A 24,999-nucleotide genomic window follows, 5' to 3' on the forward strand; every position below is an offset into this window, starting at 1 on the left:
GAACGATGGAAACGCTGGAACCGGTATTCACGGACGAACAGATCGATCAGTTCATCGAGAACGGTTTCATCCGGCTCGACCACGCCTTCTCGAAGGAGACCGCCCAGGCGTGCCGCGCCGCCCTGTGGCGCGAGACGGGCCTGGACCCCGACGACCCCACCACCTGGACCGAGCCGGTCGTACGGGTCTGGGAGAGCAGCGAGGAGCCGTTCATCGAGGCGGCGAACACCCCGCGGCTGCGGGCCGCCTACGACCAGCTCGTCGGCCGGGACCGCTGGGTGCCGATGCGGACGATGGGCACCTTCCCCATCCGCTTCCCGCACAAGAATCCGCCCCAGGACGTCGCCTGGCACGTGGACGGCAGCTACCAGTCCGACAACGACCCCTTCTTCTGGCTCAACCTCCGCTCCCGCGACCGCGCCCTGCTGGTCCTCTTCCTGTACTCCGACGTCACCGAGGACGACGGCCCCACCCGGGTGCGCGTCGGCTCCCACCTGGACGTGCCCCCGCTGCTGGAGCCGGCCGGGGAGGCGGGCATGTCCCTGCGCACCCTCATCGACCAGCTCAGCTGCACCGAGGGCCGCCCGGAGGCGCTGGTCACCGGAGAGGCGGGTGACGTGTATCTCGTCCACCCCTTCACCGTGCACTCCGCCCAGGAGCACCGCGGCAAGGAGCCCCGCTTCCTCGCCCAGCCGCAGCTCTTCCCCCAGGGCACGCTGGTCGTGGACGGCGGGCCCGGCACCGAGTACAACGCCGTGGAGCGGGCCATCCGCAAGGGCCTGGGCCGCTCCGACCAGGGCTGATACCCCGCGGCCGCCGGGAAGGCGCCGCTTCTCCCGACGGATGAGTGATCGGCCGGTGGCCGACATCCGACGGAGAAGCGGCGCCTTCCTTCCGTAGGGGCGCCGCGCCAACTACGGTGGCTCCAACATCGCCGTGTCCGGCGTTTCCTTCGCATGTGCATTTGTTTTGACCGCGACTGATGCGGTAGGTACGCTCTGACCTTGTGCCTGGGGTGTCCCTGGGTTCCTGCGTGCGCTGAAGATCACGTAGGACCCGGGTCGACCGATTACCGGTCCGAGACACCGAAATCTGCGCCTTCCCCGCCTCTGGTGGGGGTTTGCAGCCTTCGACACACCCGACCGCGTGGGTCGGCGATGTTCCAGGTTAGTTGTACCGAGACGAGAAACCGGAGAAACGGTGCCTACGATCCAGCAGCTGGTCCGCAAGGGCCGCCAGGACAAGGTCGAGAAGAACAAGACACCCGCATTGGCGGGGTCGCCCCAGCGTCGTGGTACGTGCACGCGTGTCTTCACGACCACCCCGAAGAAGCCGAACTCGGCCCTCCGCAAGGTCGCGCGAGTGAAGCTGAGCAGTGGGATCGAGGTTACTGCCTACGTCCCGGGCGAGGGGCACAACCTGCAGGAGCACTCGATCGTGCTCGTGCGTGGTGGCCGTGTGAAGGACCTGCCGGGTGTTCGCTACAAGATCATCCGCGGCTCCCTCGACACGCAGGGCGTCAAGAACCGTAAGCAGGCCCGCAGCCGCTACGGCGCCAAGAAGGAGAAGTAAGAATGCCTCGTAAGGGCCCCGCCCCGAAGCGCCCGGTCATCATCGACCCGGTCTACGGTTCTCCTCTGGTGACCTCCCTCATCAACAAGGTGCTGCTGAACGGCAAGCGCTCCACCGCCGAGCGCATCGTTTACGGCGCCATGGAGGGCCTGCGCGAGAAGACCGGTAACGACCCGGTCATCACGCTCAAGCGCGCGCTGGAGAACATCAAGCCGACCCTTGAGGTCAAGTCCCGCCGTGTCGGTGGCGCGACTTACCAGGTTCCGATCGAGGTCAAGCCCGGTCGTGCCGCCACCCTCTCGCTCCGCTGGCTCGTGGGCTACTCCCGCGCCCGTCGCGAGAAGACCATGACCGAGCGCCTCATGAACGAACTGCTGGACGCCTCCAACGGCCTCGGCGCTTCGGTCAAGAAGCGTGAGGACACGCACAAGATGGCCGAGTCCAACAAGGCCTTCGCGCACTACCGCTGGTAGTCGCAACCCACATCGAGACCGAGAGAAGATTGAGCCGATATGGCCACCACTTCGCTTGACCTGGCCAAGGTCCGCAACATCGGGATCATGGCCCACATCGACGCGGGCAAGACGACCACCACCGAGCGGATCCTGTTCTACACCGGTGTCTCTTACAAGATCGGTGAAGTCCACGACGGCGCTGCCACGATGGACTGGATGGAGCAGGAGCAGGAGCGCGGCATCACGATCACGTCTGCCGCGACGACCTGCCACTGGCCGCTGAACAACGTCGACCACACCATCAACATCATCGACACCCCGGGCCACGTCGACTTCACCGTCGAGGTGGAGCGCTGCCTGCGCGTCCTCGACGGTGCGGTGACGGTGTTCGACGGCGTTGCCGGTGTTGAGCCGCAGTCCGAGACCGTCTGGCGTCAGGCGGACCGCTACGGCGTTCCGCGTATCTGCTTCGTCAACAAGCTCGACCGGACCGGCGCGGAGTTCCACCGCTGCGTCGACATGATCGTGGACCGCCTCGGCGCGGTTCCGCTGGTCATGCAGCTGCCGATCGGCACCGAGATGGACTTCAAGGGTGTCGTCGACCTCGTCAGCATGAAGGCTCTGGTCTGGTCCGCGGATGCTGCCAAGGGCGAGATGTACGACACCGTCGACATCCCCGACACGCACATCGAGGCGGCCGACGAGTGGCGCGGCAAGCTGCTCGAAGCCGTCGCGGAGAACGACGAAGCCATGATGGAGCTGTACCTGGAGGGCCAGGAGCCCACCGAGGAGCAGCTGCACGAGGCGATCCGTCGTATCACCATCGCCTCGACCGGCGCTGAGGGCACCACGACCGTCACCCCTGTGTTCTGCGGTACCGCCTTCAAGAACAAGGGCGTCCAGCCCCTGCTCGACGGCGTCGCCCGCTACCTCCCGTCGCCCCTGGACATCGGCGATGTCGAGGGCCAGTCGGTGAAGAACGCGGACGAGGTCATCGTCCGCAAGCCGTCCGACGACGAGCCGCTCGCGGCTCTCGCGTTCAAGATTGCGAGCGACCCCCACCTGGGCAAGCTCACCTTCATCCGGGTGTACTCGGGCCGCCTTGAGGCCGGCTCGCAGGTGCAGAACTCGGTGAAGGGCAAGAAGGAGCGCATCGGCAAGATCTACCGGATGCACGCGAACAAGCGTGAGGAGATCGAGTCGGTGGGTGCCGGTGACATCGTCGCCGTCATGGGTCTGAAGCAGACCACCACCGGTGAGACCCTCTGCGACTCCGCGCAGCCGGTGATCCTTGAGTCGATGGAATTCCCGGCTCCGGTCATCCAGGTCGCCATTGAGCCCAAGTCCAAGGGCGACCAGGAGAAGCTGGGTGTCGCCATCCAGCGCCTCGCCGAAGAGGACCCCTCGTTCCAGGTTCACACCGACGACGAGACCGGCCAGACCATCATCGCGGGTATGGGCGAGCTGCACCTCGACGTGCTGGTCGACCGTATGCGCCGTGAGTTCCGGGTCGAGGCCAACGTCGGCAAGCCGCAGGTCGCGTACCGCGAGACCCTGCGCAAGGCCGTCGAGCGCCTCGACTACACGCACAAGAAGCAGACTGGTGGTTCCGGCCAGTTCGCGAAGGTGCAGATCGCCATCGCACCGCTTGAGGGCGACGGGTACGAGTTCGAGAACAAGGTCACCGGTGGCCGTATCCCGCGGGAGTACATCCCGTCCGTGGACGCGGGCTGCCAGGAGGCCATGGAGTTCGGTGTTCTCGCCGGCTACCCGCTGACCGGCGTCAAGGTCACGCTCCTCGACGGTGCGTACCACGAGGTCGACTCCTCCGAGATGGCGTTCAAGATCGCCGGTTCCATGGCCTTCAAGGAGGCCGCCCGCAAGGCCAGCCCGGCCCTGCTGGAGCCGATGATGAAGGTCGAGGTCACCACGCCCGAGGACTACATGGGCGATGTGATCGGCGACATCAACTCCCGCCGTGGACAGATTCAGTCCATGGAGGACCGCAGCGGCGCCAAGCTCGTCACGGGCCTGGTTCCCCTCTCGGAGATGTTCGGCTACGTCGGAGACCTCCGCAGCAAGACGTCGGGTCGCGCAAGCTACTCGATGCAGTTCGACTCCTACGCCGAGGTTCCCCGGAACGTCGCCGAGGAGATCATCGCGAAGGCCAAGGGCGAGTAGTTCCTGCTCCCGTTAGCCGGAACACGCTTTAGGCTTGACACCGTCTGCCGGGGCAAACCCCGCAATCCGTGAGGAATGCCCCGGCAGCCGGCACCCCAGCAAAGATCACCTGGCGCCGATGAGTAAGGCGTACAGAACCACTCCACAGGAGGACCCCAGTGGCGAAGGCGAAGTTCGAGCGGACTAAGCCGCACGTCAACATCGGCACCATCGGTCACATTGACCACGGTAAGACGACCCTCACGGCCGCCATTACCAAGGTGCTGCATGACGCGTACCCGGACCTGAACGAGGCCTCGGCCTTCGACCAGATCGACAAGGCTCCTGAGGAGCGCCAGCGCGGTATCACGATTTCGATCGCGCACGTCGAGTACCAGACGGAGAGCCGTCACTACGCCCACGTTGACTGCCCCGGTCACGCGGACTACATCAAGAACATGATCACGGGTGCGGCGCAGATGGACGGCGCCATCCTCGTGGTCGCCGCCACCGACGGCCCGATGCCGCAGACCAAGGAGCACGTGCTCCTGGCCCGCCAGGTCGGCGTCCCCTACATCGTTGTCGCGCTGAACAAGGCCGACATGGTGGACGACGAGGAGATCCTGGAGCTCGTCGAGCTCGAGGTCCGCGAGCTCCTCTCCGAGTACGAGTTCCCGGGCGACGACGTTCCGGTCGTCAAGGTCTCGGCGCTCAAGGCGCTCGAGGGCGACGCCGAGTGGGGCAAGTCCGTCCTCGACCTGATGAAGGCCGTCGACGAGTCGATCCCGCAGCCCGAGCGCGACGTCGACAAGCCGTTCCTGATGCCGATCGAGGACGTCTTCACGATCACCGGCCGTGGCACCGTTGTCACCGGTCGTATCGAGCGTGGTGTCCTCAAGGTCAACGAGACCGTCGACATCATCGGCATCAAGACCGAGAAGACCACCACCACGGTCACCGGTATCGAGATGTTCCGGAAGCTCCTCGACGAGGGCCAGGCCGGTGAGAACGTCGGTCTGCTGCTTCGCGGTATCAAGCGCGAGGACGTCGAGCGCGGCCAGGTCATCATCAAGCCCGGCTCGGTCACGCCGCACACCTCGTTCGAGGCGCAGGCGTACATCCTGTCGAAGGACGAGGGTGGCCGTCACACCCCGTTCTTCAACAACTACCGCCCGCAGTTCTACTTCCGTACCACGGACGTGACCGGCGTCGTGACCCTCCCCGAGGGCACCGAGATGGTCATGCCGGGCGACAACACCGAGATGACGGTCGAGCTGATCCAGCCGGTCGCCATGGAGGAGGGCCTGAAGTTCGCCATCCGTGAGGGTGGCCGGACCGTCGGCGCCGGCCAGGTCACCAAGATCAACAAGTAATTGTTGATCGGGGAGACCCGGTAGCTCGGTTGAGCTGTGAGCCTCGGCTCTGAGCCTTGGCTCGTGAAGTGCCCGTACGACTTCGGTCGTGCGGGCACTTCTGTGTTCTCCGCCGGCTCTGTTTTCGCGGGTGTACGTACAGCCGTACAGCGCCTGGCTCCCAGCGGTGCACCCGGATGGCCGAGCCTGGCCGAGCTCAGGCCGCGAGGGGCTGGGGCACTGCTCGTCCGGCGGCTTCCCGGCAGTCCCGGCAGTGGCCGGGGGCCGGGGCGCGGAAGGCGCGGTCGCAGGTGTCGCAGGTCTGGAACGGGTGGGGGTGGCCGGTGGCCGGGGCGGCTGGGGCGGCTGGGAGGCGTGGCGGCAGCAGCGCGGTGAGGCGGTGGGCGAGCAGGGCGGCGGGGTGGCGCAGCGGGGCCGGGAGGCCGGTGGTGAGGGTGTGGCGTACGGCGTCGGGGTCGGCGCCGCGTTCCAGCCAGGCGGCCACGGCGGGGGCGAGGCGGTGCACGTCCCGCACGGAGAGCAGCAGGCGCGGGTCGGCGCGGCGCAGCTCCGCGAGGAGCGCGGCGGCCGCCTGCCGGTGCTCGGACGTGCGGGGGCGGGGGAGTGGGAGCCGGGGACGGGAAGGTCCGCGGCGGGGCGCGGGGGCGGCGTGCGCCGTGCGTACGGGGGCGGGGCCTGGAGCGGGGCCGGTGTCGAGGTCCGCTGTGCGTACGGGGGCGGTCTCTGCGTGGCCTACGGGAGCGGGCTCGTGCGCAGGTACCGGCTCGGGTACGGGTTCAGGTACCGGTCCGGGCGTGGGCTCGTACGCGGGTACCGGCTCGGGCTCGGGCGCGGGCTCATATGCAGGTGCGAGCTCCGGGGCGGGGGCGGTGTCGAGGTTCGTCGTGCGTACGGGGTCGCCATGCGCGCGGCGTACGGGAGCGGGGCCGCGAGCGGGCTGCGGTACCGGTCCGGGCTCGGTAGCGGGCTCGGGTACGGGTTCAGATGCGGGCTCGGGGCCGAGTGCGGGCTCGGGCACCGGACCAGGTGCGGGCTGGGGAGCGGGGCCGGGAGCGGGCCGAGGCACCGGCCCAGGCGTCGGCTCGTACGCAGGTACCGGCTCGGGCGCGGGCTCAGGTGCCGGTCCAGGTGCGGGCTCGGGCGTGGCCTCGACCATGGCGTCGGTGGCGGCCTCGACCATGGCGTCGGGCGTGGCCTCGGCCGTGGTGGGCCGGGCTGGGGCGGGCTCCTCGGGGGTCGGGGCGCCGGTGGTGCGGCGGGGGGAGCGGGCGGCGGCCTCGCGGGCGCGGCGGGCGCGGGTGGCCTCGGGGTTGTTGTACGAGTACGTCACCGTGACGAGCTTGCCGTTGTCGGTGCGTTCGCGGACCCGCTCGATGTAGCCGTACGCCTCCAGCGCGCGCAGCGCCGTGGCCACCCGCTCGCGCCCCTCCGGGAACTTTTCGGCGAGGGTGCGGATGTCGACGGGGGCGCCTTCGGGCAGCGACTGGATGTAGGTCGCCAGCCCGATAGCGGTGAGGGACAGCTCACGGTGCTGGGCGAGGTGATCGCCGATGATCGTGAAGCCCGGATGCTGGAATTCGGTCACTTTGCGGACCCCGGCAAGGGATCGGCGAACGACGTACCGCGCGTACGAGGGCGCGTTAAGCTGCTGTTCAGCCATCAGGAAGGGGCTCGTCTTCCTCGTTGGTCAGGCCCTCGATCGGGATTGCCGTCCCGGCCGGGGGCCGTCGCATGTCTGGGGTTTCAGGGGGTGTTGGGGCCGAGCCTGCCCCGCCGGAAGCCGCGAAGGCCAGCCTTCCGGTCATGGATCACCTGAGTGGGTGACGGTGCGGGCGGCGGGCCTGTGGCGGGCTGGTGGGGTTTGGTGGGTTGGGGTTCTCTACCTGTGGTTCTTTGGTCTTTTTACGTCCCGAAGCCGTGGCGCCCAGATCACCGAAGGCCAGGTTTCCGGCCTCCGGTTGACGGGCCTCAGGCGCGTGTTGACAGGTCGCATTCCGCCCAGACCGTCTTGCAGGGCGGAGGCCCGGACACCGTTCCCCAGCGGTCCGCGAACGCGGCGACGAGGAGCAGCCCGCGCCCCGACTCCTGTTCTACCGTGGGTTGTTGGGCCTCCGGAACCGGCAGTCGCTCGCTGCGCGCGTCGATCACCTCGATACGGATCGTGTCGATTTCCGCGTCCGCACTCCGTTTTACGGTGACCGTGAGGCGGAAGTCGCGCCCCGGTACCCGTCCGTGCGAGATGGCGTTGGCGGCCAGCTCGGCGACGATCTGCGCCGGCGTCTCGAACGGCAGCCCCCAGGACCGGAGTTGCTCGGTCGTGAGCAGCCGGGCGAGCCGGGCGCCCCGGCGGGTGGCGGACAACTGGACGCGGAACTGCCGGGTGGGTGCGGCGGCATGGGTGGCGGCGACTGGCCGTGGCAGGAGCCGTTGACCGCTGATTTCGTGATTCACATCACTCAGCGTGGCCGGGTGTGCTTACGCTGAAAAGTAGCGCCGCCTGTACGTACGGTGACTGTCTCGGCGTGGTCCGGAACTGTCCGGCCCGTCCAGCGTGACCTTCCGTGAGCGCGCGCAATGAACAACGATGCGTCGGAGGTGGGCACGATGAGCGTGGACGACGGCGGTACGGGCAAGGTGGCGGACGGGGTGGACGACCCCGACCAGGGCCCCGGTCTCGATGACGAGGGCGAGGCGGTACTGAAATCCGTAGGCCGCCAGCTGAAGCTGTGGCGGGAGGGAGCGGGGCTGCGGGCGGCGGAGCTCGGTGAGGCCCTCGGCTACGGCGAGAACCTGATCTACAAGGTCGAAACCGGGAAGCGGATCCCGCGCCCGGAGTACCTGGAGAAAGCCGACGAGGTCCTGGGTGCGGGCGGCAAGATCGCCGCGATGAAGCAGGACGTGGCGGAGGTGCGGTACCCGAAGAAGGTTCGGGCGCTGACCAGGCTGGAAGCGCAGGCAGTCGAGATCGCGGTGTACGCAAGCCTCGGCATCCATGGCCTGCTCCAGGCGGAGGGGCATGCGAAGGCCCTGCTCGAAGCACGTCGGCCTGCGTACTCGCCAGACGAGGTGGAGCACGGGGTGGCCGCACGCATGGCCCGGCGGTCGGTATTCGACCGATCACCTGCCCCTGCGCTCAGCTTCGTGCAGGAAGAGGCTGCGCTACGACGTCCGGTTGGAGGCACAATTGAATGGCGCCGACAGCTCGAACGCCTCCTGGAGGTGGGGCAGTTGCGCAATGTCACGCTCCAGGTGATGCCGACTCACAGCGAGGCTCACCCCGGAGTGGACGGTGAGATCGAGATGCTGAAGTTCGGTGACGGTACGGCGGTGGGACGCTCCGAGGGGGCGTTCGCCGGTCGTCCTGTCTCCGACCCGAAGCAGCTCCGGATCCTCGATCTGCGGTATGGCATCATCCGGGCCCAGGCTCTCACTCCACGGGAGTCGCTGGCCTTCATCGAGAAAGTGCTGGGAGAGACATGATCCACAAGCCTTCCGCCGGGGACGCTTCGCAGCTGGCGTGGTTCAAGAGCAGCTACAGCAGTGGCACCGAAGCTGATAGCTGCGTTGAGGTCGCTACGGCCCCCGGCACCGTCCATGTCCGTGACTCCAAGGACCTCCAGGGGCCAAGCCTCGGGTTTACGCCCGATGCCTGGGCCGACTTCGTAACGTACGCGGCCCAGGTCTGACAGCCGCAGGCGCTCACACCACGGGATTCACTGGCCTTCGTCGAGAAAGTGCTGGTAGAGACATGATCCTCAAGCCTTCCACCGGGAACGCTGCCGAGCTGGCGTGGTTCAAGAGCAGCTACAGCAGTGGCAACGAAGCTGATAGCTGCGTTGAGGTCGCCACGGTCCCCGGCGTCGTCCACGTCCGTGATTCGAAGAATGTGCGGGGGCCGAGTCTGGGGTTCGCGCCGGGTGCGTGGGCAGATTTCGTGGCGTACGCGTCCGGGGTCTGATCCGGTACCTCCGCGACCGAGAAAGCGCGAGGAGAGACATGACCCGCAGGCCCGTTGCCGCAGAAAGCCTCACGTTGGCGTGGTTCAAGAGCAGCTACAGCACCAACGAGCACGGCTCTGACTGCGTCGAGGTTGCGGCGGCCCCCGGCGTCGTCCACGTCCGTGATTCCAAGGACGTGCGGGGGCCGAATCTCGGGTTTGCGCCGGATGCCTGGGCCGCGTTCGTGACGTACGCGGCCCAGGACTGACGGCCCTGGGCGCCCTCGCAGGAATCGCCGGCCTTCATCGAGAAAGCGCTGGGAGAGACATGATCGTGAAGCCCGCTTCCGAGGACGCCGTCGAGCTGAAGTGGTTCAAGAGCAGCCACAGCAGCGGCCCCGAAGGCGATAGCTGCGTTGAGATTGCCACGGTCCCCGGTGTTGTCCATGTCCGTGATTCGAAGGACGTGCGGGGGCCGAGTCTCGGGTTTACGCCGGGTGCGTGGGCCGATTTCGTGGCGTACGCGTCCGGGGTCTGATCCGGTACTTCCGCGATCGAGATAGCGAGAGGAGACACATGATCGTGAAGCCCTCCGCCGGGGACGCTGCCGAGCCGGCATGGTTCAAGAGCAGCTACAGCAGCGGCCCCGAAATTGACAGCTGCGTCGAGGTCGCCGCCACCCCCGCCACCATCCACGTCCGTGACTCCAAGAACGCGCAGGGGCCGAGCCTCAGGTTCGCGCCGAACGCCTGGGCCGACTTCGTAACGTACGCAGCCCGGGTCTGACGCGGCCTCGGGAAGCATCGGTACAGCGCGCCAAGCACTCGATCTTGAACAACGGAGGACCCCGGCGTGACGCTTGCCGGGGTCCTCCGGCGCGGTTGGTCAACTTTCGTCAGTCCGGCCGACGTTGAGGTCCAGTTGCTGTGACGCACAGGTTCGCAGAGTTGGGCCGTCCGAGACCCTCATGACGAGCGGTCGGCCGCCCCATCGCACGGCTTGACCGCTACGGAACTTGGCCCGTCCGTATCGCCGGGACGGCACTAGGGTGAAACGGTGACTTCTCTGCCGGAAGACCCGCCGCAACTGCTGGGCGAAGACGACCGCGACACGGCCGTGCAGCGCGTGCAGGAGGCGTACGCCGAAGGGCACCTCTCGCGCGAGGAGATGGAGGAGCGCCTCCACCAGGTGCTCACCGCCAAGACGCAGAGCGAGCTGGTGCCGGTCCTGGCCTCGCTCCCGGAGGGGAACGCGGGTACCACGTCCACGATTGCCGCCGCCGGCGGACGGATCAAGCGGCGCGGCGCATGGCGGGTACCTCGGACCCTGAAGGTGGAGTCCGCATACGGAAGGGTGCACCTGGACCTGTCCCGGGCGGTCATCGAACATCCGGTGGTGGACATCGAGTTGCAGCTCGGCACCGGCAGAGCCAGGATCACGGTGCCTCGCGACGCGATCGTCGACTTCGACGGTCTGCACACCGGGTGGAAGGACACGCGCTACAAGACCGGGCGGCGCTCCCGCTCCGGCGGGCCGAGGATCCGGATCTCCGGGACCATGGGGTTCGGCCGGTTGAAGATCCGCCACGCGCGGCGTTGAGACCCATCCGGCATGAGGGCCACCTGCCCCGGCTCGATCGCCGATGCCGTGATCGTAGAGACCGGTTGGGTTGGTCAGGCCGCACTTCGGAGCGGGCGTCCGTGCGCCCCACCGGATGCCCTGCTCGCTGCGGATACGGGCGGGTTCCCGGCGTTCGGCGGCCAGGGCGTCGCGGTGGCGGGCGGTGGCATCGCGCCACCGGAGGTAAGCGTGCAGGCCGGGGACATCGCCGATCTCGTCGTAGGGGGAGAGGCAGTCGCCGTGCCGGTCGATGTCCGGTACGAACCGCCGACCGGCCGTGCGCACACCGCCTCCACACTTCTTTGACCGTTTGCTGACATCCCGTGGCTACTGTCCCGCGCATGCGCATACCTCCTCACCGCCCATCCGGTCACCCGGGCAGCACCCGCAGGCCCCTCCGGCACGCGATCGGCGCCACCGTCGCCGTGTCGGCGGCCGTCGTCGCACTGGTCACGCCGGCCGCGAACGCCGCACCGCACACCCCGTCGTCCACCGGCGGCGGCGCGGCGGGACCGGACACCACCACCACGCACGCCGGCGCCACGACCGCACCGGAGCGGGACCGGATCAACGCCTACTGGACCCCCGAGCGGATGAAGCTGGCCGGGGCCATGGTCCCCGAGATCACCCCCGTGCCCAAGGACGACAACACGCCGGACGACCCGCGGCCGCTCCCCGCGAACACGCCGGACTCCGGGGCCGTGTGGACGCACGGCGGGGCGGTGGAGAAGAACGTGGGCCGCCTGTTCTTCACCTTCTCCGACGGCTACGACGGCAGCTGCACCGCGACGGTCGTCACCAGCGCCAACCGCAGCACCGTCATCACGGCGGCACACTGCCTGAGAGGCGTCGGGTCGCCGTCCGCCGACGACACCTGGAACCACAACCTCTACTTCGTGCCCGGCTACCGCAACGGAACGAAACCGCTCGGCGGCTTCAGCGCCAAGGCCATGGCCACCTCTTCCCGCTGGGACGTCGATCCGGCCACCACGGAATCGTCGGACGTCGCCGCCGCCGGCTTCGACACGGGACTCCTCGTCGCGAACCCCGCTGCTGATGGGAAGCCGATCGAGGACGTCACCGGAAGCCAGCGGATCGGGTTCGGCAAGCCCGTCGCGGACGAGTTCGTCCACGCCTTCGGGTACCCGAGCAACGGACTCAACGACACCAAGGACAAGTACGTCGGATCCCGCATGATCCACTGCGCGGGCCCGAGCCACCCCGGCCCCAAGGTCCCCCTGCTGTGGGGTGAGACCTGCGACATGTCGGCCGGGTCGAGCGGCGGCCCGCACCTGGCCCACTTCGACACCCGCACCGGCACCGGCACCGTCGTGGGCGTCACCACCACCGACGAGGAGCTCGCGGGCGGACCGGCCCCCACGCTCTACGCCACGCGCTTCGGTGACAGCGCGCACCGTCTCTATGACTGGGCGCAGTCGCGTTAGGACTCCCCTGAATCGGGGCTGACCCCCCGACCGTCCTGTCTCGTACATGTCATTCCAATGACGTGTACGGGGCAGGATGGGCGAGTCGCCCGGTACGGGGTGCCGTGCGGCTGCGGTAACCTCGTGGGCTCGATTGGCGAGTGCCATGACCCGTATGGCACACTGGCCAGGTTGCTCGGTTGAGTGCCGATGCTGCGCGCCTCCCGCCGGGAGGATCGGAAGCGAGTCCCAGGTATTCGTCGTCCCTGATCAGGGGCGGAAGTACGGGAATCTTCCGGGAAGCGTCAGCGGGGTACCAGCCAGGCGCCCGGTGGGTGTTCTTCCCCCACAACCTCCTTCTTGAAGGATCTCCGTTATGGAGATTTACGGGAAGGGGTGCGACACGCCCGACCGCGTGGGTCGGAGGTTGGACAGCGTTCCCCAGGGAACGCGGCGCATCGGGCCCCAGAGCGTTACGAGAGACAGGACTACTGAGTAGCCATGGCGGGACAGAAGATCCGCATCCGGCTCAAGGCCTACGACCACGAGGTCATCGACACGTCGGCGAAGAAGATCGTCGAGACGGTGACCAGGACTGGTGCGTCGGTCGCGGGCCCGGTGCCGCTGCCCACTGAGAAGAACGTGTACTGCGTCATCAAGTCGCCGCACAAGTACAAGGACTCGCGCGAGCACTTCGAGATGCGCACGCACAAGCGCTTGATCGACATCCTCGACCCGACGCCCAAGACCGTTGACTCGCTGATGCGCCTGGACCTTCCGGCCGGCGTTGACATCGAGATCAAGCTCTGAGAGGCGCGGAACAGATGGCAAAGCAGATCAAGGGCATCCTGGGCGAGAAGCTCGGCATGACCCAGGTCTGGGACGAGAACAACCGTGTCGTCCCGGTGACCGTGGTGAAGGCCGGCCCCTGTGTCGTTACCCAGGTGCGTACGAATGACCAGGACGGCTACGACTCCGTCCAGATCGCCTTCGGCGAGATCGACCCGCGCAAGGTGAACAAGCCCCTCAAGGGCCACTTCGCCAAGGCTGACGTCACCCCCCGCCGCCACCTCGTCGAGGTCCGTACCGCCGATGCCGGCGAGTACACCCTCGGTCAGGAAGTGAACGCCGAGACCTTCGAGTCCGGTGTCAAGGTCGACGTGACCGGCAAGAGCAAGGGCAAGGGCTTCGCCGGCGTCATGAAGCGTCACGGCTTCCATGGCGGCAAGGCGTCGCACGGTGCCCACCGCGTGCACCGTAAGCCTGGTTCCATCGGTGGCTGCGCCACCCCGGGCCGCGTGTTCAAGGGCATGCGGATGGCCGGCCGTATGGGCAATGAGCGGGTCACCACCCAGAACCTGACCGTCCATGCCGTTGACGCGGAGAAGGGTCTGCTGCTCATCAAGGGCGCAGTTCCTGGTCCGAACGGCGGCCTCGTCCTGGTCCGTACCGCGGCCAAGGGGGCCTGAGGTAACGATGAGCACCATTGACATCCTTTCGCCGGCAGGCGACAAGGCCGGGACCGTCGAGCTCCCCACGGAGATCTTCGACGCCAAGGTCAGCATTCCGCTGATTCACCAGGTCGTTGTCGCGCAGCTGGCCGCGGCCCGTCAGGGCACGCACAAGACCAAGACTCGTGGCGAGGTCCGCGGCGGTGGCCGCAAGCCGTACCGCCAGAAGGGCACCGGCCGCGCGCGCCAGGGTTCGACCCGTGCGCCGCAGTTCGCCGGCGGTGGCGTCGTGCACGGTCCCGTGCCGCGTGACTACTCGCAGCGGACGCCCAAGAAGATGAAGGTCGCCGCCCTGCGCGGTGCCCTCACCGACCGGGCCCGCAACAGCCGCATCCACGTCGTCTCCGGCGTGGTCGAGGGCGAGATCTCCACCAAGGCCGCCAAGGCTCTCCTCGGCAAGGTCAGCGAGCGCAAGAACGTGCTCCTGGTCGTCGAGCGCAGCGACGAGGCCGCGTGGTTCTCCGCCCGCAACCTGCCCCAGGTGCACCTCCTGGAGCCGGGCCAGCTGAACACGTACGACGTGCTCATCTCCGACGACGTGGTCTTCACCAAGGGCGCTTTCGAGTCCTTCGTGGCTGGTCCCAAGGCCGCTGAGCTCGAAGGGAGCGACGCCTGATGACTGAGGCGACCGTTACCAGCAAGACCTTCTCGGACCCGCGCGACATTCTCGTCAAGCCGGTTGTCTCGGAGAAGAGCTACGCGCTGCTGGACGAGAACAAGTACACGTTCATCGTCGCGCCCGGCGTGAACAAGACCCAGATCAAGCAGGCCGTCGAGACGGTCTTCTCGGTCAAGGTCACCGGGGTCAACACGATCAACCGTCAGGGTAAGCGCAAGCGCACCAAGACCGGTTTCGGCAAGCGCGCCAACACCAAGCGCGCCATCGTGACCCTCGCCGAGGGCGACCGTATCGACATCTTCGGCGGCCCGGTCTCCTAACGGAGTCCGAGTCGTCCGGAATCGGACGAGGACTGAGAAATGGGTATCCGCAAGTACAAGCCGACGACCCCGGGCCGTCGTGGCTCCAGCGTCGCCGACTTTGTCGAGATCACGCGGTCCACGCCGGAGAAGTCGCTGGTCCGCCCGCTGCACAGCAAGGGCGGCCGTAACAACGCCGGTCGTGTGACCGTTCGCCACCAGGGTGGTGGCCACAAGCGCGCCTACCGCGTGATCGACTTCCGTCGTCACGACAAGGACGGCGTGCCGGCCAAGGTCGCGCACATCGAGTACGACCCCAACCGCACCGCGCGCATCGCGCTGCTGCACTACGCAGACGGCGAGAAGCGCTACATCATCGCCCCCCGCGGCCTGGTCCAGGGCGCCCGGATTGAGAACGGCCCCGGCGCCGACATCAAGCCCGGCAACAACCTGGCCCTGCGCAACATCCCCGTGGGTACGACGATCCACGCCATCGAGCTGCGGCCCGGCGGCGGCGCGAAGTTCGCCCGCTCCGCGGGTGCCTCCGTGCAGCTGCTGGCGAAGGAGGGCACCATGGCCCACCTTCGTATGCCCTCCGGTGAGATCCGGCTGGTCGACGCCCGCTGCCGCGCCACGATCGGCGAGGTCGGCAACGCCGAGCAGTCGAACATCAACTGGGGCAAGGCCGGCCGTATGCGCTGGAAGGGCGTCCGCCCGACCGTGCGTGGTGTCGTGATGAACCCGGTCGACCACCCGCACGGTGGTGGTGAGGGCAAGACCTCCGGTGGTCGCCACCCGGTCTCGCCCTGGGGCAAGAAGGAGGGTCGTACTCGCTCGCCGAAGAAGGCCAGCAACAAGTACATCGTCCGCCGCCGCAAGACGAACAAGAAGCGCTAGGAGCGGGTTTAGATGCCGCGCAGTCTCAAGAAGGGGCCCTTCGTCGACGGACACCTCACCAAGAAGGTGGATGTCCAGAACGAAGCCGGCACCAAGAACGTCATCAAGACCTGGTCCCGCCGCTCCATGATCGTCCCGGCCATGCTCGGCCACACGATCGCGGTGCATGACGGCCGCAAGCACGTCCCGGTGTTCGTCACCGAGTCGATGGTCGGCCACAAGCTCGGCGAGTTTGCGCCGACCCGCACCTTCCGCGGCCACGAGAAGGACGACCGCAAGTCGCGGCGTCGTTGATCGGCGGAGTGCGAAGACTATGACTGACACCGAAGGGACAACCATGGAAGCCAGGGCCCAGGCGCGGTACATCCGCGTCACGCCCATGAAGGCCCGCCGCGTGGTGGACCTTATCCGTGGCATGGATGCCACGGAGGCTCAGGCGGTCCTGCGTTTCGCCCCGCAGGCCGCGAGCGTGCCGGTTGGCAAGGTGCTGGACAGCGCCATTGCCAACGCCGCGCACAACTACGACCACACCGACGCCGGCAGCCTCGTCATCACTGAGGCGTACGTCGACGAGGGCCCGACCCTGAAGCGGTTCCGTCCGCGTGCCCAGGGCCGTGCCTACCGGATCCGCAAGCGGACCAGCCACATCACCGTGGTCGTCAGCAGCAAGGAAGGAACCCGGTAATGGGCCAGAAGGTTAACCCGCACGGGTTCCGGCTCGGCATCACCACCGACTTCAAGTCGCGTTGGTACGCCGACAAGCTGTACAAGGACTACGTCAAGGAAGACGTCGCCATTCGTCGCATGATGACGAAGGGCATGGAGCGCGCCGGTATCTCCAAGGTGGAGATCGAGCGCACCCGTGAGCGCGTCCGCGTTGACATCCACACCGCTCGTCCGGGCATCGTCATCGGCCGCCGTGGCGCCGAGGCCGACCGCATCCGCGGCGAACTGGAGAAGCTGACCGGCAAGCAGGTCCAGCTGAACATCCTCGAGGTCAAGAACCCCGAGACCGATGCTCAGCTCGTGGCCCAGGCCGTCGCCGAGCAGCTGTCCTCCCGCGTCTCCTTCCGTCGCGCCATGCGTAAGAGCATGCAGTCGACGATGAAGGCCGGCGCCAAGGGCATCAAGATCCAGTGCGGTGGCCGTCTCGGCGGCGCCGAGATGTCCCGCTCGGAGTTCTACCGCGAGGGCCGTGTGCCCCTGCACACGCTCCGTGCGAACGTCGACTACGGCTTCTTCGAGGCCAAGACCACCTTCGGCCGGATCGGCGTGAAGGTCTGGATCTACAAGGGCGACGTCAAGAACATCGCCGAGGTCCGCGCCGAGAACGCTGCCGCCCGTGCGGGTAACCGCCCGGCCCGCGGTGGCGGCAACGACCGTCCCCGTCGCGGTGGCGGCGGTGGCGAGCGTGGCGAGCGTGGTGGACGCGGCGGCCGCAAGCCGCAGCAGAGCGCCGCTGCCGAGGCCCCCAAGGCCGAGGCTGCAGCCACTGCTCCGGCGGAGACCCCCGGAACGGAGGCCTGACCGACATGCTGATCCCTCGCAGGGTCAAGCACCGCAAGCAGCACCACCCCAAGCGCAGTGGTATGGCCAAGGGTGGCACCGAGCTGGCCTTCGGTGAGTACGGCATCCAGGCCGTGACGCCCGCTTACGTGACGAACCGGCAGATCGAGTCCGCTCGTATCGCCATGACCCGTCACATCAAGCGTGGCGGCAAGGTGTGGATCAACATCTACCCCGACCGTCCGCTGACGAAGAAGCCGGCCGAAACCCGCATGGGTTCCGGTAAGGGTTCTCCGGAGTGGTGGGTCGCGAACGTCAAGCCCGGTCGGGTGATGTTCGAGCTGTCCTTCCCGAACGAAAAGGTTGCCAAGGAGGCGCTGACCCGCGCCGCCCACAAGCTTCCGATGAAGTGCCGCATCGTGCGGCGCGAGGCAGGTGAGTCGTGATGGCGGCCGGTACCAAGGCGACCGAGCTGCGCGAGCTGAATGACGAGGACCTCGTCGGCAAGCTTCGTGAGGCCAAGGAGGAGCTGTTCAACCTCCGCTTCCAGGCGGCGACCGGACAGCTTGAGAACCACGGCCGGCTGAAGGCCGTCCGCAAGGACATCGCCCGGATCTACACCCTGATGCGTGAGCGCGAGCTGGGCATCGAGACGGTGGAGAGCGCCTGATGAGCGAGAAGAATGTGACTGAGACCAACGACCGCGGTTTCCGCAAGACCCGCGAGGGTCTCGTCGTCAGCGACAAGATGGACAAGACCGTCGTCGTCGCTGTCGAGGACCGCGTCAAGCACGCGCTGTACGGCAAGGTCATCCGTCGTACGAACAAGCTCAAGGCGCACGACGAGCAGAACGCCGCGGGCGTCGGCGACCGTGTCCTCATCATGGAGACCCGGCCGCTGTCGGCCACGAAGCGCTGGCGCATCGTGGAGATCCTTGAGAAGGCCAAGTAGGCCCTTCCCGTCAGGGAAACCCGTTAGTACCACCTGAGCTCACTGCTCAGGTCAGTTCCGCCAGGCTCGGCAGGGGCCGCCACCTCACAGAGGTCAGGCCCCTGCCGGGAACCGGCAGACGATCAGGAGATAGACGTGATCCAGCAGGAGTCGCGACTGCGCGTCGCCGACAACACTGGTGCGAAGGAAGTCCTTTGCATCCGTGTTCTCGGTGGTTCCGGTCGCCGCTACGCGGGCATCGGTGACGTCATTGTCGCCACCGTCAAGGACGCGATCCCCGGTGGCAACGTGAAGAAGGGTGACGTCGTCAAGGCCGTCATCGTTCGCACCGTCAAGGAGCGCCGCCGTCCCGACGGCTCGTACATCCGCTTCGACGAGAACGCGGCCGTCATCCTCAAGAACGATGGCGACCCCCGCGGCACCCGTATCTTCGGCCCGGTGGGCCGGGAGCTGCGCGAGAAGAAGTTCATGAAGATCATCTCGCTCGCGCCGGAGGTGCTGTAACCGATGAAGATCAAGAAGGGCGACCTGGTCCAGGTCATCACCGGTAAGGACAAGGGCAAGCAGGGCAAGGTCGTGCAGTCCTTCCCCCGCGAGGACCGTGTCCTTGTCGAGGGTGTCAACCGGGTCAAGAAGCACACCAAGGCCGGCCAGACCGCTCGTGGTTCGAAGACCGGCGGCATCGTGACGACCGAGGCCCCCATCCACGTCAGCAACGTTCAGCTGATCGTGGAGAAGGACGGCAAGAAGGTCGTCACCCGCGTCGGATACCGCTTCGACGACGAGGGCAACAAGATCCGCGTTGCCAAGCGGACCGGTGAGGACATCTGATGACTGCCACCACCAACGCACCGCGCCTCAAGCAGCGCTACCGCGAAGAGATCGCCGGGAAGCTGAAGGACGAGTTCTCGTTCGAGAACGTCATGCAGATCCCCGGTCTGACCAAGATCGTGGTCAACATGGGTGTGGGCGACGCCGCCCGCGACTCCAAGCTGATCGAGGGCGCCATCCGCGACCTCACCACGATCACCGGCCAGAAGCCGGCCGTCACCAAGGCCCGTAAGTCCATCGCGCAGTTCAAGCTGCGTGAGGGCCAGCCGATCGGTGCCCACGTCACCCTCCGCGGTGACCGCATGTGGGAGTTCCTGGACCGTCTGCTGGCGCTGGCGCTGCCGCGCATCCGCGACTTCCGTGGTCTGTCCCCCAAGCAGTTCGACGGCCGGGGCAACTACACCTTCGGTCTCACGGAGCAGGTCATGTTCCACGAGATCGACCAGGACAAGATCGACCGGGTCCGGGGCATGGACATCACCGTGGTGACGACCGCCCAGAACGACGATGAGGGCCGTGCCCTGCTTCGTCACCTCGGCTTCCCGTTCAAGGAGAACTGACCGTGGCGAAGAAGGCTCTGATCGCGAAGGCGGCCCGCAAGCCGAAGTTCGCTGTGCGCGCGTACACGCGTTGCCAGCGCTGCGGCCGGCCGCACTCCGTCTACCGCAAGTTCGGCCTGTGCCGCGTGTGCCTTCGTGAGATGGCTCACCGTGGCGAGCTGCCGGGCGTGACCAAGAGCTCCTGGTAATTCCCTAGTTGGGAATTACCTGAAGCTCTCGGTAAGCATCTGGCCGGTAGGGGCCCGTCCCTTTGTCCCGTAGGGTAGAAGGGTTGGGCCCCGCCGCCCAAGACCGACCGCGGGCATCGCCCGCATAACGTCGCTTACTACGCCGTAGGTCCCCGCGCCGCACCCGTCCCGACTCTGATCGGGGAGAGGGATGGCGCACATAGGAAACCCCGGCGAGAGAGGCCGAAGGCCAATTCATGACCATGACTGATCCCATCGCGGACATGCTGACTCGTCTGCGTAACGCGAACTCGGCGTACCACGACACCGTCGTGATGCCGCACAGCAAGATCAAGTCGCACATCGCGGAGATCCTCCAGCAGGAGGGCTACATCACCGGCTGGAAGGTCGAGGACGCCGAGGTCGGCAAGAACCTCGTCCTCGAGCTGAAGTTCGGCCCGAACCGCGAGCGCTCGATCGCCGGCATCAAGCGGATTTCGAAGCCGGGCCTGCGGGTCTACGCAAAGTCCACCAACCTGCCGCGGGTCCTCGGTGGCCTGGGCGTGGCGATCATCTCCACGTCCCACGGTCTCCTGACCGGTCAGCAGGCCAGCAAGAAGGGCGTGGGTGGGGAAGTCCTCGCCTACGTCTGGTAACCAGGGAACGGAGGAATAGCTAATGTCGCGTATTGGCAAGCTGCCCATCCAGGTTCCTGCTGGTGTGGACGTCACCATCGATGGCCGCACGGTCGCGGTGAAGGGCCCCAAGGGTTCCCTCTCGCACACCGTTGCCGCCCCCATCGAGGTCGCCAAGGGTGAGGACGGCGTGCTGAACGTCATCCGCCCGAACGACGAGCGTCAGAACAAGGCCCTGCACGGCCTGTCCCGCACGCTGGTGGCGAACATGATCACCGGCGTGACCCAGGGCTACAGCAAGGCTCTCGAGATCAGCGGTGTCGGCTACCGCGTCCAGGCGAAGGGCTCCAACCTGGAGTTCGCGCTCGGCTACAGCCACCCCATCGTGATCGAGGCTCCCGAAGGCATCACCTTCAAGGTCGAGTCCCCGACCAAGCTCAGCGTCGAGGGCATCGACAAGCAGAAGGTGGGCGAGGTTGCGGCCAACATCCGCAAGCTGCGCAAGCCTGACCCGTACAAGGCCAAGGGCGTCAAGTACGCCGGCGAGGTCATCCGCCGCAAGGTCGGAAAGGCTGGTAAGTAAGCCATGGCATACGGTGTGAAGATCGCGAAGGGTAACGCTCGCAAGGGTGCGGCCCTCAAGCGGCGCCACATCCGCATCCGCAAGCGGATCGCGGGTACGCCCGACCGCCCGCGTCTGGTGGTGACGCGTTCCAACCGCGGCATCACCGCGCAGGTCATCGACGACATCGCGGGCCACACGCTCGCGTCGGCGTCGCACCTCGACGCGTCGATCCGTGGCGGCGAAGGCAGCAAGGGCGACCAGGCCAAGCAGGTCGGTTCCCTGGTCGCCGAGCGCGCCAAGGCCGCCGGCGTCGAGACCGTCGTGTTCGACCGCGGTGGCAACCAGTACGCCGGGCGCATTGCCGCTCTGGCGGACGCCGCCCGCGAAGCCGGGCTGAAGTTCTAAGCCCCGGTTCCGGAGCTAGCGGACGTAACAGAGAGAGGTAAATCCAATGGCTGGACCCCAGCGCCGCGGAAGCGGTGCCGGTGGCGGCGAGCGGCGGGACCGGAAGGGTCGCGACGGTGGCGCTGCCGCCGAGAAGACCGCGTACGTTGAGCGCGTTGTCGCGATCAACCGCGTCGCCAAGGTTGTCAAGGGTGGTCGCCGTTTCAGCTTCACCGCGCTGGTCGTGGTGGGCGACGGTGACGGCACCGTAGGTGTCGGTTACGGCAAGGCCAAGGAAGTTCCGGCTGCCATCGCCAAGGGCGTGGAAGAGGCCAAGAAGAACTTCTTCAAGGTCCCCCGTATCCAGGGCACCATCCCGCACCCGATCCAGGGCGAGAAGGCTGCGGGCGTCGTCCTGCTCAAGCCGGCTTCCCCCGGTACCGGTGTGATCGCCGGTGGTCCGGTGCGCGCCGTTCTGGAGTGCGCCGGCATCCACGACGTGCTGAGCAAGTCGCTCGGTTCGTCGAACCCGATCAACATCGTGCACGCCACGGTGACCGCGCTTCAGGGCCTTCAGCGCCCCGAGGAGATCGCGGCCCGTCGTGGCCTGCCGCTGGAGGACGTTGCTCCCGCCGCTCTGCTGCGGGCGCGTGCCGGGGTGACCGCGTAATGGCGCACCTCAAGATCACGCAGACGAAGTCCTACATCGGTAGCAAGCAGAACCACCGAGACACACTGCGGTCGCTCGGGCTCAAGCGCCTGCACGACTCGGTTGTCAAGGAGGACCGCCCCGAGTTCCGCGGAATGGTGCACACCGTCCGCCACCTCGTGACGGTTGAGGAGGTCGACTGACATGGCGGAGAACAACCCGCTGAAGGTCCACAACCTCCGTCCTGCCCCGGGCGCCAAGACCGCAAAGACCCGTGTGGGTCGTGGTGAGGCGTCCAAGGGTAAGACCGCTGGTCGTGGTACCAAGGGCACGAAGGCCCGTTACCAGGTTCCGGAGCGCTTCGAGGGCGGGCAGATGCCCCTCCACATGCGCCTCCCGAAGCTGAAGGGCTTCAAGAACCCCGCCCACAAGCAGTTCCAGGTGGTGAACCTGGACAAGCTGGCCGAGCTCTACCCGCAGGGTGGCGAGGTCACGGTGGCCGGCCTGGTCGCCAAGGGTGCGGTTCGCAAGAACGAGCTCGTCAAGGTGCTCGGCGCCGGCGAGGTCTCCGTGGCGCTGCAGGTGACGGTTGACGCCGTTTCCGGCCCCGCCAAGGAGAAGATCGCCGCTGCCGGCGGCACCGTCACCGAACTGATCTGAGTTCGTTGGTTCAACTGACCGGGGATGCCCATCGTTTGGGGCATCCCCGGTTGGTCGTTCCAAGGGGGCATGGTCGCCGGTAAGGTGGCATGCACTGTTGTTTTCCGGAGGGCGACCTCCGGGCCCCGCCGCACGGCCTGTGGCTGTGCGGCATTCGGCCGCTATGTATCCGTCGATCCTCAAGACCGTCACCTCTCGCACCCGAGGCGGGAGGCGCAGGAGGCACCGTGCTCACCGCGTTCGCCCGAGCGTTCAAGACGCCCGACCTGCGCAAGAAGCTGCTGTTCACGTTGGGCATCATCGTGCTCTACCGGATCGGCGCGCATGTCCCGATCCCCGGGGTGAACTACGCGAACGTCGAAGCCTGCGTGAAGCAGACCGGCGCCAACAACCAGTTGTTCGCCCTGGTGAACATGTTCAGCGGCGGCGCGCTGCTCCAGATCACGATCTTCGCGCTGGGGATCATGCCGTACATCACGGCGAGCATCATCCTCCAGCTGCTGACCGTGGTGATCCCCAGGCTGGAAGCCCTCAAGAAAGAGGGCCAGACCGGCCAGGCGAAGATCACCCAGTACACCCGCTATCTGACCATCGCGCTCGCGATCCTCCAGGGCACCGGACTGGTGGCCACCGCCCGCAGCGGTGCGCTCTTCCAGGGCTGCCCGGTCGCCAGCGAGATCGTGCCCAACGACTCGATGTTCACCACCATCACGATGGTCATCACGATGACCGCCGGTACGGCCGTGGTGATGTGGCTCGGTGAGATGGTGACCGACCGCGGTATCGGCAACGGCATGTCGATCCTGATGTTCATCTCGATCGCCGCCAGCTTCCCGGGCGCGCTGTGGCAGATCAAGCTCACCGGCAAGCTCGCCGACGGCTGGGTCGAGTTCATCGCGGTCATCCTGGTGGGACTGGCGATGGTGGCCCTGGTGGTCTTCGTCGAACAGGCCCAGCGGCGCATTCCGGTCCAGTACGCGAAGCGGATGATCGGACGCCGGTCCTATGGCGGTACGTCCACGTACATCCCGCTGAAGGTGAATCAGGCCGGTGTGATTCCCGTCATCTTCGCGTCGTCATTGCTCTACATTCCGGCCTTGGTCGCACAGTTCAGCGGGTCGAAGGCGGCGTGGGCGACCTGGATCGCCACCAACTTCACCAAGGGAAATCACCCGGTCTACATCGTTACGTACTTCCTGCTGATCGTCTTCTTCGCCTTCTTCTATGTCGCGATCTCCTTCAACCCCGAAGAAGTTGCCGACAACATGAAGAAGTATGGTGGCTTCATCCCGGGCATCCGGGCTGGTCGCCCGACGGCCGAGTACCTCAGCTACGTGCTCAACCGGATCACGTGGCCGGGCTCGCTGTACCTGGGGCTGATCGCACTCGTACCAACAGTGGCGTTGGTGCTGTTCCAGGCGAACCAGAACTTCCCGTTCGGCGGGACGAGCATCCTGATCATCGTGGGTGTGGGTCTGGAGACCGTGAAGCAGATCGAGAGCCAGCTTCAGCAGCGCAACTACGAAGGGTTCCTCCGCTGATGCGAATCGTCCTCGTCGGACCCCCGGGAGCGGGCAAGGGTACGCAGGCCGCGTACCTCGCCGGCAACCTCGCGATCCCGCACATCTCCACGGGCGACCTCTTCCGCGCCAACATCAGCGAGGGCACGCCGCTGGGTGTTCGGGCGAAGTCCTACATGGACGACGGAAACCTGGTGCCGGACGAGGTCACGATCGGCATGGCCGAGGACCGTCTGGAGCAGCCGGACACGGCCGGCGGGTTCCTGCTGGACGGGTTCCCGCGCAACCTCAAGCAGGCCGAGGCGCTCGACGGCTTCCTCAAGGGCAAGGGCATCGCGCTGGACGCGGTGCTCGACCTGGAGGTCCCCGAGGACGAGGTCGTCAAGCGGATCGCCGGTCGGCGTATCTGCCGCAGCAACTCGGCGCACGTCTTCCACGTCGAGTACCAGAAGCCGGCCACCGAGGGTGTCTGCGACACCTGCGGCGGCGAGCTCTACCAGCGCGACGACGACCGCGAGGACACGGTGCGCAAGCGCCTGGAGGTCTACCACACGGAGACCGAGCCGATCATCGACTACTACAAGAGCCAGGACCTGGTCATCACGATCCCGGCCCTCGGCAAGGTCGATGAGGTCACCCGGCGGGCGATGGCCGCGCTGGGCCGCGGCGAGTAGGGCCGCACACACTCCGATACGGCCGCGATG

General features: G+C 66.9%; 38 protein-coding genes. 36 read left to right on the forward strand and 2 right to left on the reverse strand.

All coding sequences use genetic code 11. The features are described from left to right. The first annotated feature begins 5 nt into the window (after positions 1 to 5). From IH09_RS24280 to tuf, 5 genes are all read left to right on the forward strand, one after another. The gene (locus IH09_RS24280; RefSeq protein ID WP_052859605.1) at positions 6 to 803 is read left to right on the forward strand and encodes a phytanoyl-CoA dioxygenase family protein; all 798 of its coding nucleotides are present in this window, start codon (positions 6 to 8) and stop codon (positions 801 to 803) included. Between the two features lie 397 nt (positions 804 to 1,200). Beyond that, positions 1,201 to 1,572, forward strand: a complete 372-nt coding sequence (rpsL, locus tag IH09_RS24285) for a 30S ribosomal protein S12 (protein ID WP_030062899.1) — start codon at positions 1,201 to 1,203, stop codon at positions 1,570 to 1,572. A gap of 2 nt (positions 1,573 to 1,574) precedes the next feature. Further along, on the forward strand, positions 1,575 to 2,045 hold the full coding sequence (gene rpsG / locus IH09_RS24290) for a 30S ribosomal protein S7 (protein WP_030986135.1): 471 nt from the start codon (positions 1,575 to 1,577) through the stop codon (positions 2,043 to 2,045). A 39-nt stretch (positions 2,046 to 2,084) separates the two neighbouring features. Continuing rightward, positions 2,085 to 4,208: an elongation factor G gene (gene fusA, locus IH09_RS24295; protein WP_052859606.1), complete on the forward strand. Its 2,124-nt coding sequence runs from the start codon at positions 2,085 to 2,087 to the stop codon at positions 4,206 to 4,208. A gap of 158 nt (positions 4,209 to 4,366) precedes the next feature. Beyond that, on the forward strand, positions 4,367 to 5,560 hold the full coding sequence (tuf, locus tag IH09_RS24300) for an elongation factor Tu (RefSeq protein ID WP_052859607.1): 1,194 nt from the start codon (positions 4,367 to 4,369) through the stop codon (positions 5,558 to 5,560). Between the two features lie 196 nt (positions 5,561 to 5,756). Here the strand turns inward: tuf and IH09_RS39290 are convergent, their stop codons facing one another. Next, positions 5,757 to 7,145, reverse strand: a complete 1,389-nt coding sequence (locus IH09_RS39290) for a hypothetical protein (protein ID WP_052859608.1) — start codon at positions 7,143 to 7,145, stop codon at positions 5,757 to 5,759. Between the two features lie 383 nt (positions 7,146 to 7,528). Continuing rightward, positions 7,529 to 8,011, reverse strand: a complete 483-nt coding sequence (locus IH09_RS24310) for an ATP-binding protein (RefSeq protein ID WP_404827279.1) — start codon at positions 8,009 to 8,011, stop codon at positions 7,529 to 7,531. Positions 8,012 to 8,164: 153 nt separating this feature from the next. Here IH09_RS24310 and IH09_RS24315 point away from each other — a divergent pair, with 153 nt between their 5' ends. The 31 genes from IH09_RS24315 to IH09_RS24470 all read left to right on the forward strand — a co-directional run bounded on the left by IH09_RS24315 (position 8,165) and on the right by IH09_RS24470 (position 24,969). Beyond that, positions 8,165 to 9,040, forward strand: coding sequence for a helix-turn-helix domain-containing protein (locus tag IH09_RS24315; RefSeq protein WP_052859703.1), 876 nt, complete (start codon positions 8,165 to 8,167; stop codon positions 9,038 to 9,040). Beyond that, on the forward strand, positions 9,037 to 9,246 hold the full coding sequence (locus tag IH09_RS24320; RefSeq protein ID WP_052859609.1) for a DUF397 domain-containing protein: 210 nt from the start codon (positions 9,037 to 9,039) through the stop codon (positions 9,244 to 9,246). The genes IH09_RS24315 and IH09_RS24320 overlap by 4 nt, the downstream gene beginning before the upstream one ends. Before the next feature lie 62 nt (positions 9,247 to 9,308). Further along, entirely contained in the window at positions 9,309 to 9,518 is a 210-nt protein-coding gene (locus IH09_RS24325) for a DUF397 domain-containing protein (RefSeq protein ID WP_052859610.1), read from the forward strand. A gap of 38 nt (positions 9,519 to 9,556) precedes the next feature. Beyond that, a complete protein-coding gene (locus tag IH09_RS24330; RefSeq protein WP_052859611.1) occupies positions 9,557 to 9,766 on the forward strand; it encodes a DUF397 domain-containing protein in 210 nt (69 codons plus the stop codon). A gap of 59 nt (positions 9,767 to 9,825) precedes the next feature. Continuing rightward, complete coding sequence (locus IH09_RS24335) at positions 9,826 to 10,035, forward strand: DUF397 domain-containing protein (protein WP_052859612.1); 210 nt, start codon at positions 9,826 to 9,828, stop codon at positions 10,033 to 10,035. Positions 10,036 to 10,073: 38 nt separating this feature from the next. Then, entirely contained in the window at positions 10,074 to 10,283 is a 210-nt protein-coding gene (locus IH09_RS24340) for a DUF397 domain-containing protein (protein WP_052859613.1), read from the forward strand. Between the two features lie 270 nt (positions 10,284 to 10,553). Next, complete coding sequence (locus IH09_RS24345) at positions 10,554 to 11,096, forward strand: DUF1707 domain-containing protein (protein ID WP_052859614.1); 543 nt, start codon at positions 10,554 to 10,556, stop codon at positions 11,094 to 11,096. 362 nt (positions 11,097 to 11,458) lie between these two features. Next, positions 11,459 to 12,562, forward strand: a complete 1,104-nt coding sequence (locus tag IH09_RS24355) for a trypsin-like serine peptidase (RefSeq protein WP_052859616.1) — start codon at positions 11,459 to 11,461, stop codon at positions 12,560 to 12,562. Between the two features lie 480 nt (positions 12,563 to 13,042). Next, positions 13,043 to 13,351, forward strand: coding sequence for a 30S ribosomal protein S10 (gene rpsJ, locus IH09_RS24360; RefSeq protein ID WP_004571821.1), 309 nt, complete (start codon positions 13,043 to 13,045; stop codon positions 13,349 to 13,351). Positions 13,352 to 13,365: 14 nt separating this feature from the next. After that, positions 13,366 to 14,010 carry a 50S ribosomal protein L3 gene (gene rplC, locus IH09_RS24365; protein WP_052859617.1) on the forward strand — a complete coding sequence of 215 codons (645 nt, stop codon included), beginning with the start codon at positions 13,366 to 13,368 and terminating at the stop codon, positions 14,008 to 14,010. Positions 14,011 to 14,017: 7 nt separating this feature from the next. Next, on the forward strand, positions 14,018 to 14,668 hold the full coding sequence (rplD, locus tag IH09_RS24370; RefSeq protein ID WP_052859618.1) for a 50S ribosomal protein L4: 651 nt from the start codon (positions 14,018 to 14,020) through the stop codon (positions 14,666 to 14,668). Then, positions 14,668 to 14,991 carry a 50S ribosomal protein L23 gene (gene rplW / locus IH09_RS24375; RefSeq protein ID WP_052859619.1) on the forward strand — a complete coding sequence of 108 codons (324 nt, stop codon included), beginning with the start codon at positions 14,668 to 14,670 and terminating at the stop codon, positions 14,989 to 14,991. The genes rplD and rplW overlap by 1 nt, the downstream gene beginning before the upstream one ends. 39 nt (positions 14,992 to 15,030) lie before the next feature. Continuing rightward, positions 15,031 to 15,867, forward strand: a complete 837-nt coding sequence (gene rplB / locus IH09_RS24380) for a 50S ribosomal protein L2 (RefSeq protein WP_052859620.1) — start codon at positions 15,031 to 15,033, stop codon at positions 15,865 to 15,867. 12 nt (positions 15,868 to 15,879) lie between these two features. Then, a complete protein-coding gene (gene rpsS, locus IH09_RS24385) occupies positions 15,880 to 16,161 on the forward strand; it encodes a 30S ribosomal protein S19 (protein ID WP_052859621.1) in 282 nt (93 codons plus the stop codon). A gap of 43 nt (positions 16,162 to 16,204) precedes the next feature. Next, the gene (gene rplV / locus IH09_RS24390; RefSeq protein WP_052859704.1) at positions 16,205 to 16,552 is read left to right on the forward strand and encodes a 50S ribosomal protein L22; all 348 of its coding nucleotides are present in this window, start codon (positions 16,205 to 16,207) and stop codon (positions 16,550 to 16,552) included. Continuing rightward, on the forward strand, positions 16,552 to 17,394 hold the full coding sequence (gene rpsC, locus IH09_RS24395) for a 30S ribosomal protein S3 (RefSeq protein ID WP_052859622.1): 843 nt from the start codon (positions 16,552 to 16,554) through the stop codon (positions 17,392 to 17,394). The genes rplV and rpsC overlap by 1 nt, the downstream gene beginning before the upstream one ends. Before the next feature lie 5 nt (positions 17,395 to 17,399). Beyond that, complete coding sequence (gene rplP / locus IH09_RS24400) at positions 17,400 to 17,819, forward strand: 50S ribosomal protein L16 (protein WP_006604880.1); 420 nt, start codon at positions 17,400 to 17,402, stop codon at positions 17,817 to 17,819. Beyond that, on the forward strand, positions 17,819 to 18,043 hold the full coding sequence (gene rpmC, locus IH09_RS24405) for a 50S ribosomal protein L29 (protein ID WP_006604881.1): 225 nt from the start codon (positions 17,819 to 17,821) through the stop codon (positions 18,041 to 18,043). The genes rplP and rpmC overlap by 1 nt, the downstream gene beginning before the upstream one ends. Further along, entirely contained in the window at positions 18,043 to 18,324 is a 282-nt protein-coding gene (gene rpsQ / locus IH09_RS24410) for a 30S ribosomal protein S17 (protein ID WP_052859623.1), read from the forward strand. The genes rpmC and rpsQ overlap by 1 nt, the downstream gene beginning before the upstream one ends. 135 nt (positions 18,325 to 18,459) lie before the next feature. After that, positions 18,460 to 18,828 (forward strand): 50S ribosomal protein L14, encoded by a 369-nt coding sequence (gene rplN / locus IH09_RS24415; protein ID WP_030831680.1) that lies wholly within the window; start codon positions 18,460 to 18,462, stop codon positions 18,826 to 18,828. Between the two features lie 3 nt (positions 18,829 to 18,831). Next, positions 18,832 to 19,155: a 50S ribosomal protein L24 gene (gene rplX / locus IH09_RS24420; protein ID WP_052859624.1), complete on the forward strand. Its 324-nt coding sequence runs from the start codon at positions 18,832 to 18,834 to the stop codon at positions 19,153 to 19,155. Beyond that, positions 19,155 to 19,715, forward strand: coding sequence for a 50S ribosomal protein L5 (rplE, locus tag IH09_RS24425; protein ID WP_052859625.1), 561 nt, complete (start codon positions 19,155 to 19,157; stop codon positions 19,713 to 19,715). The genes rplX and rplE overlap by 1 nt, the downstream gene beginning before the upstream one ends. A 2-nt stretch (positions 19,716 to 19,717) precedes the next feature. Continuing rightward, positions 19,718 to 19,903, forward strand: a complete 186-nt coding sequence (locus IH09_RS24430; RefSeq protein WP_004571834.1) for a type Z 30S ribosomal protein S14 — start codon at positions 19,718 to 19,720, stop codon at positions 19,901 to 19,903. A 236-nt stretch (positions 19,904 to 20,139) separates the two neighbouring features. After that, positions 20,140 to 20,538: a 30S ribosomal protein S8 gene (rpsH, locus tag IH09_RS24435; protein WP_052859626.1), complete on the forward strand. Its 399-nt coding sequence runs from the start codon at positions 20,140 to 20,142 to the stop codon at positions 20,536 to 20,538. A gap of 22 nt (positions 20,539 to 20,560) precedes the next feature. Further along, positions 20,561 to 21,100 (forward strand): 50S ribosomal protein L6, encoded by a 540-nt coding sequence (gene rplF / locus IH09_RS24440; RefSeq protein ID WP_052859627.1) that lies wholly within the window; start codon positions 20,561 to 20,563, stop codon positions 21,098 to 21,100. Between the two features lie 3 nt (positions 21,101 to 21,103). After that, positions 21,104 to 21,487, forward strand: a complete 384-nt coding sequence (gene rplR / locus IH09_RS24445; protein WP_052859628.1) for a 50S ribosomal protein L18 — start codon at positions 21,104 to 21,106, stop codon at positions 21,485 to 21,487. Between the two features lie 46 nt (positions 21,488 to 21,533). Next, positions 21,534 to 22,136: a 30S ribosomal protein S5 gene (rpsE, locus tag IH09_RS24450; protein WP_006604888.1), complete on the forward strand. Its 603-nt coding sequence runs from the start codon at positions 21,534 to 21,536 to the stop codon at positions 22,134 to 22,136. Next, positions 22,136 to 22,318: a 50S ribosomal protein L30 gene (gene rpmD, locus IH09_RS24455; protein WP_052859629.1), complete on the forward strand. Its 183-nt coding sequence runs from the start codon at positions 22,136 to 22,138 to the stop codon at positions 22,316 to 22,318. The genes rpsE and rpmD overlap by 1 nt, the downstream gene beginning before the upstream one ends. Before the next feature lies 1 nt (position 22,319). After that, on the forward strand, positions 22,320 to 22,775 hold the full coding sequence (gene rplO, locus IH09_RS24460; protein ID WP_052859630.1) for a 50S ribosomal protein L15: 456 nt from the start codon (positions 22,320 to 22,322) through the stop codon (positions 22,773 to 22,775). 227 nt (positions 22,776 to 23,002) lie between these two features. Beyond that, complete coding sequence (gene secY, locus IH09_RS24465) at positions 23,003 to 24,316, forward strand: preprotein translocase subunit SecY (RefSeq protein WP_052859631.1); 1,314 nt, start codon at positions 23,003 to 23,005, stop codon at positions 24,314 to 24,316. Next, positions 24,316 to 24,969, forward strand: a complete 654-nt coding sequence (locus IH09_RS24470) for an adenylate kinase (protein WP_052859632.1) — start codon at positions 24,316 to 24,318, stop codon at positions 24,967 to 24,969. The genes secY and IH09_RS24470 overlap by 1 nt, the downstream gene beginning before the upstream one ends. Positions 24,970 to 24,999 lie beyond the last annotated feature (30 nt).

Origin of the sequence: Streptomyces celluloflavus (genome assembly GCA_000720995.1) — a bacterium.
In the GTDB taxonomy this organism is placed as follows: Bacteria; Actinomycetota; Actinomycetes; order Streptomycetales; family Streptomycetaceae; genus Streptomyces; species Streptomyces celluloflavus.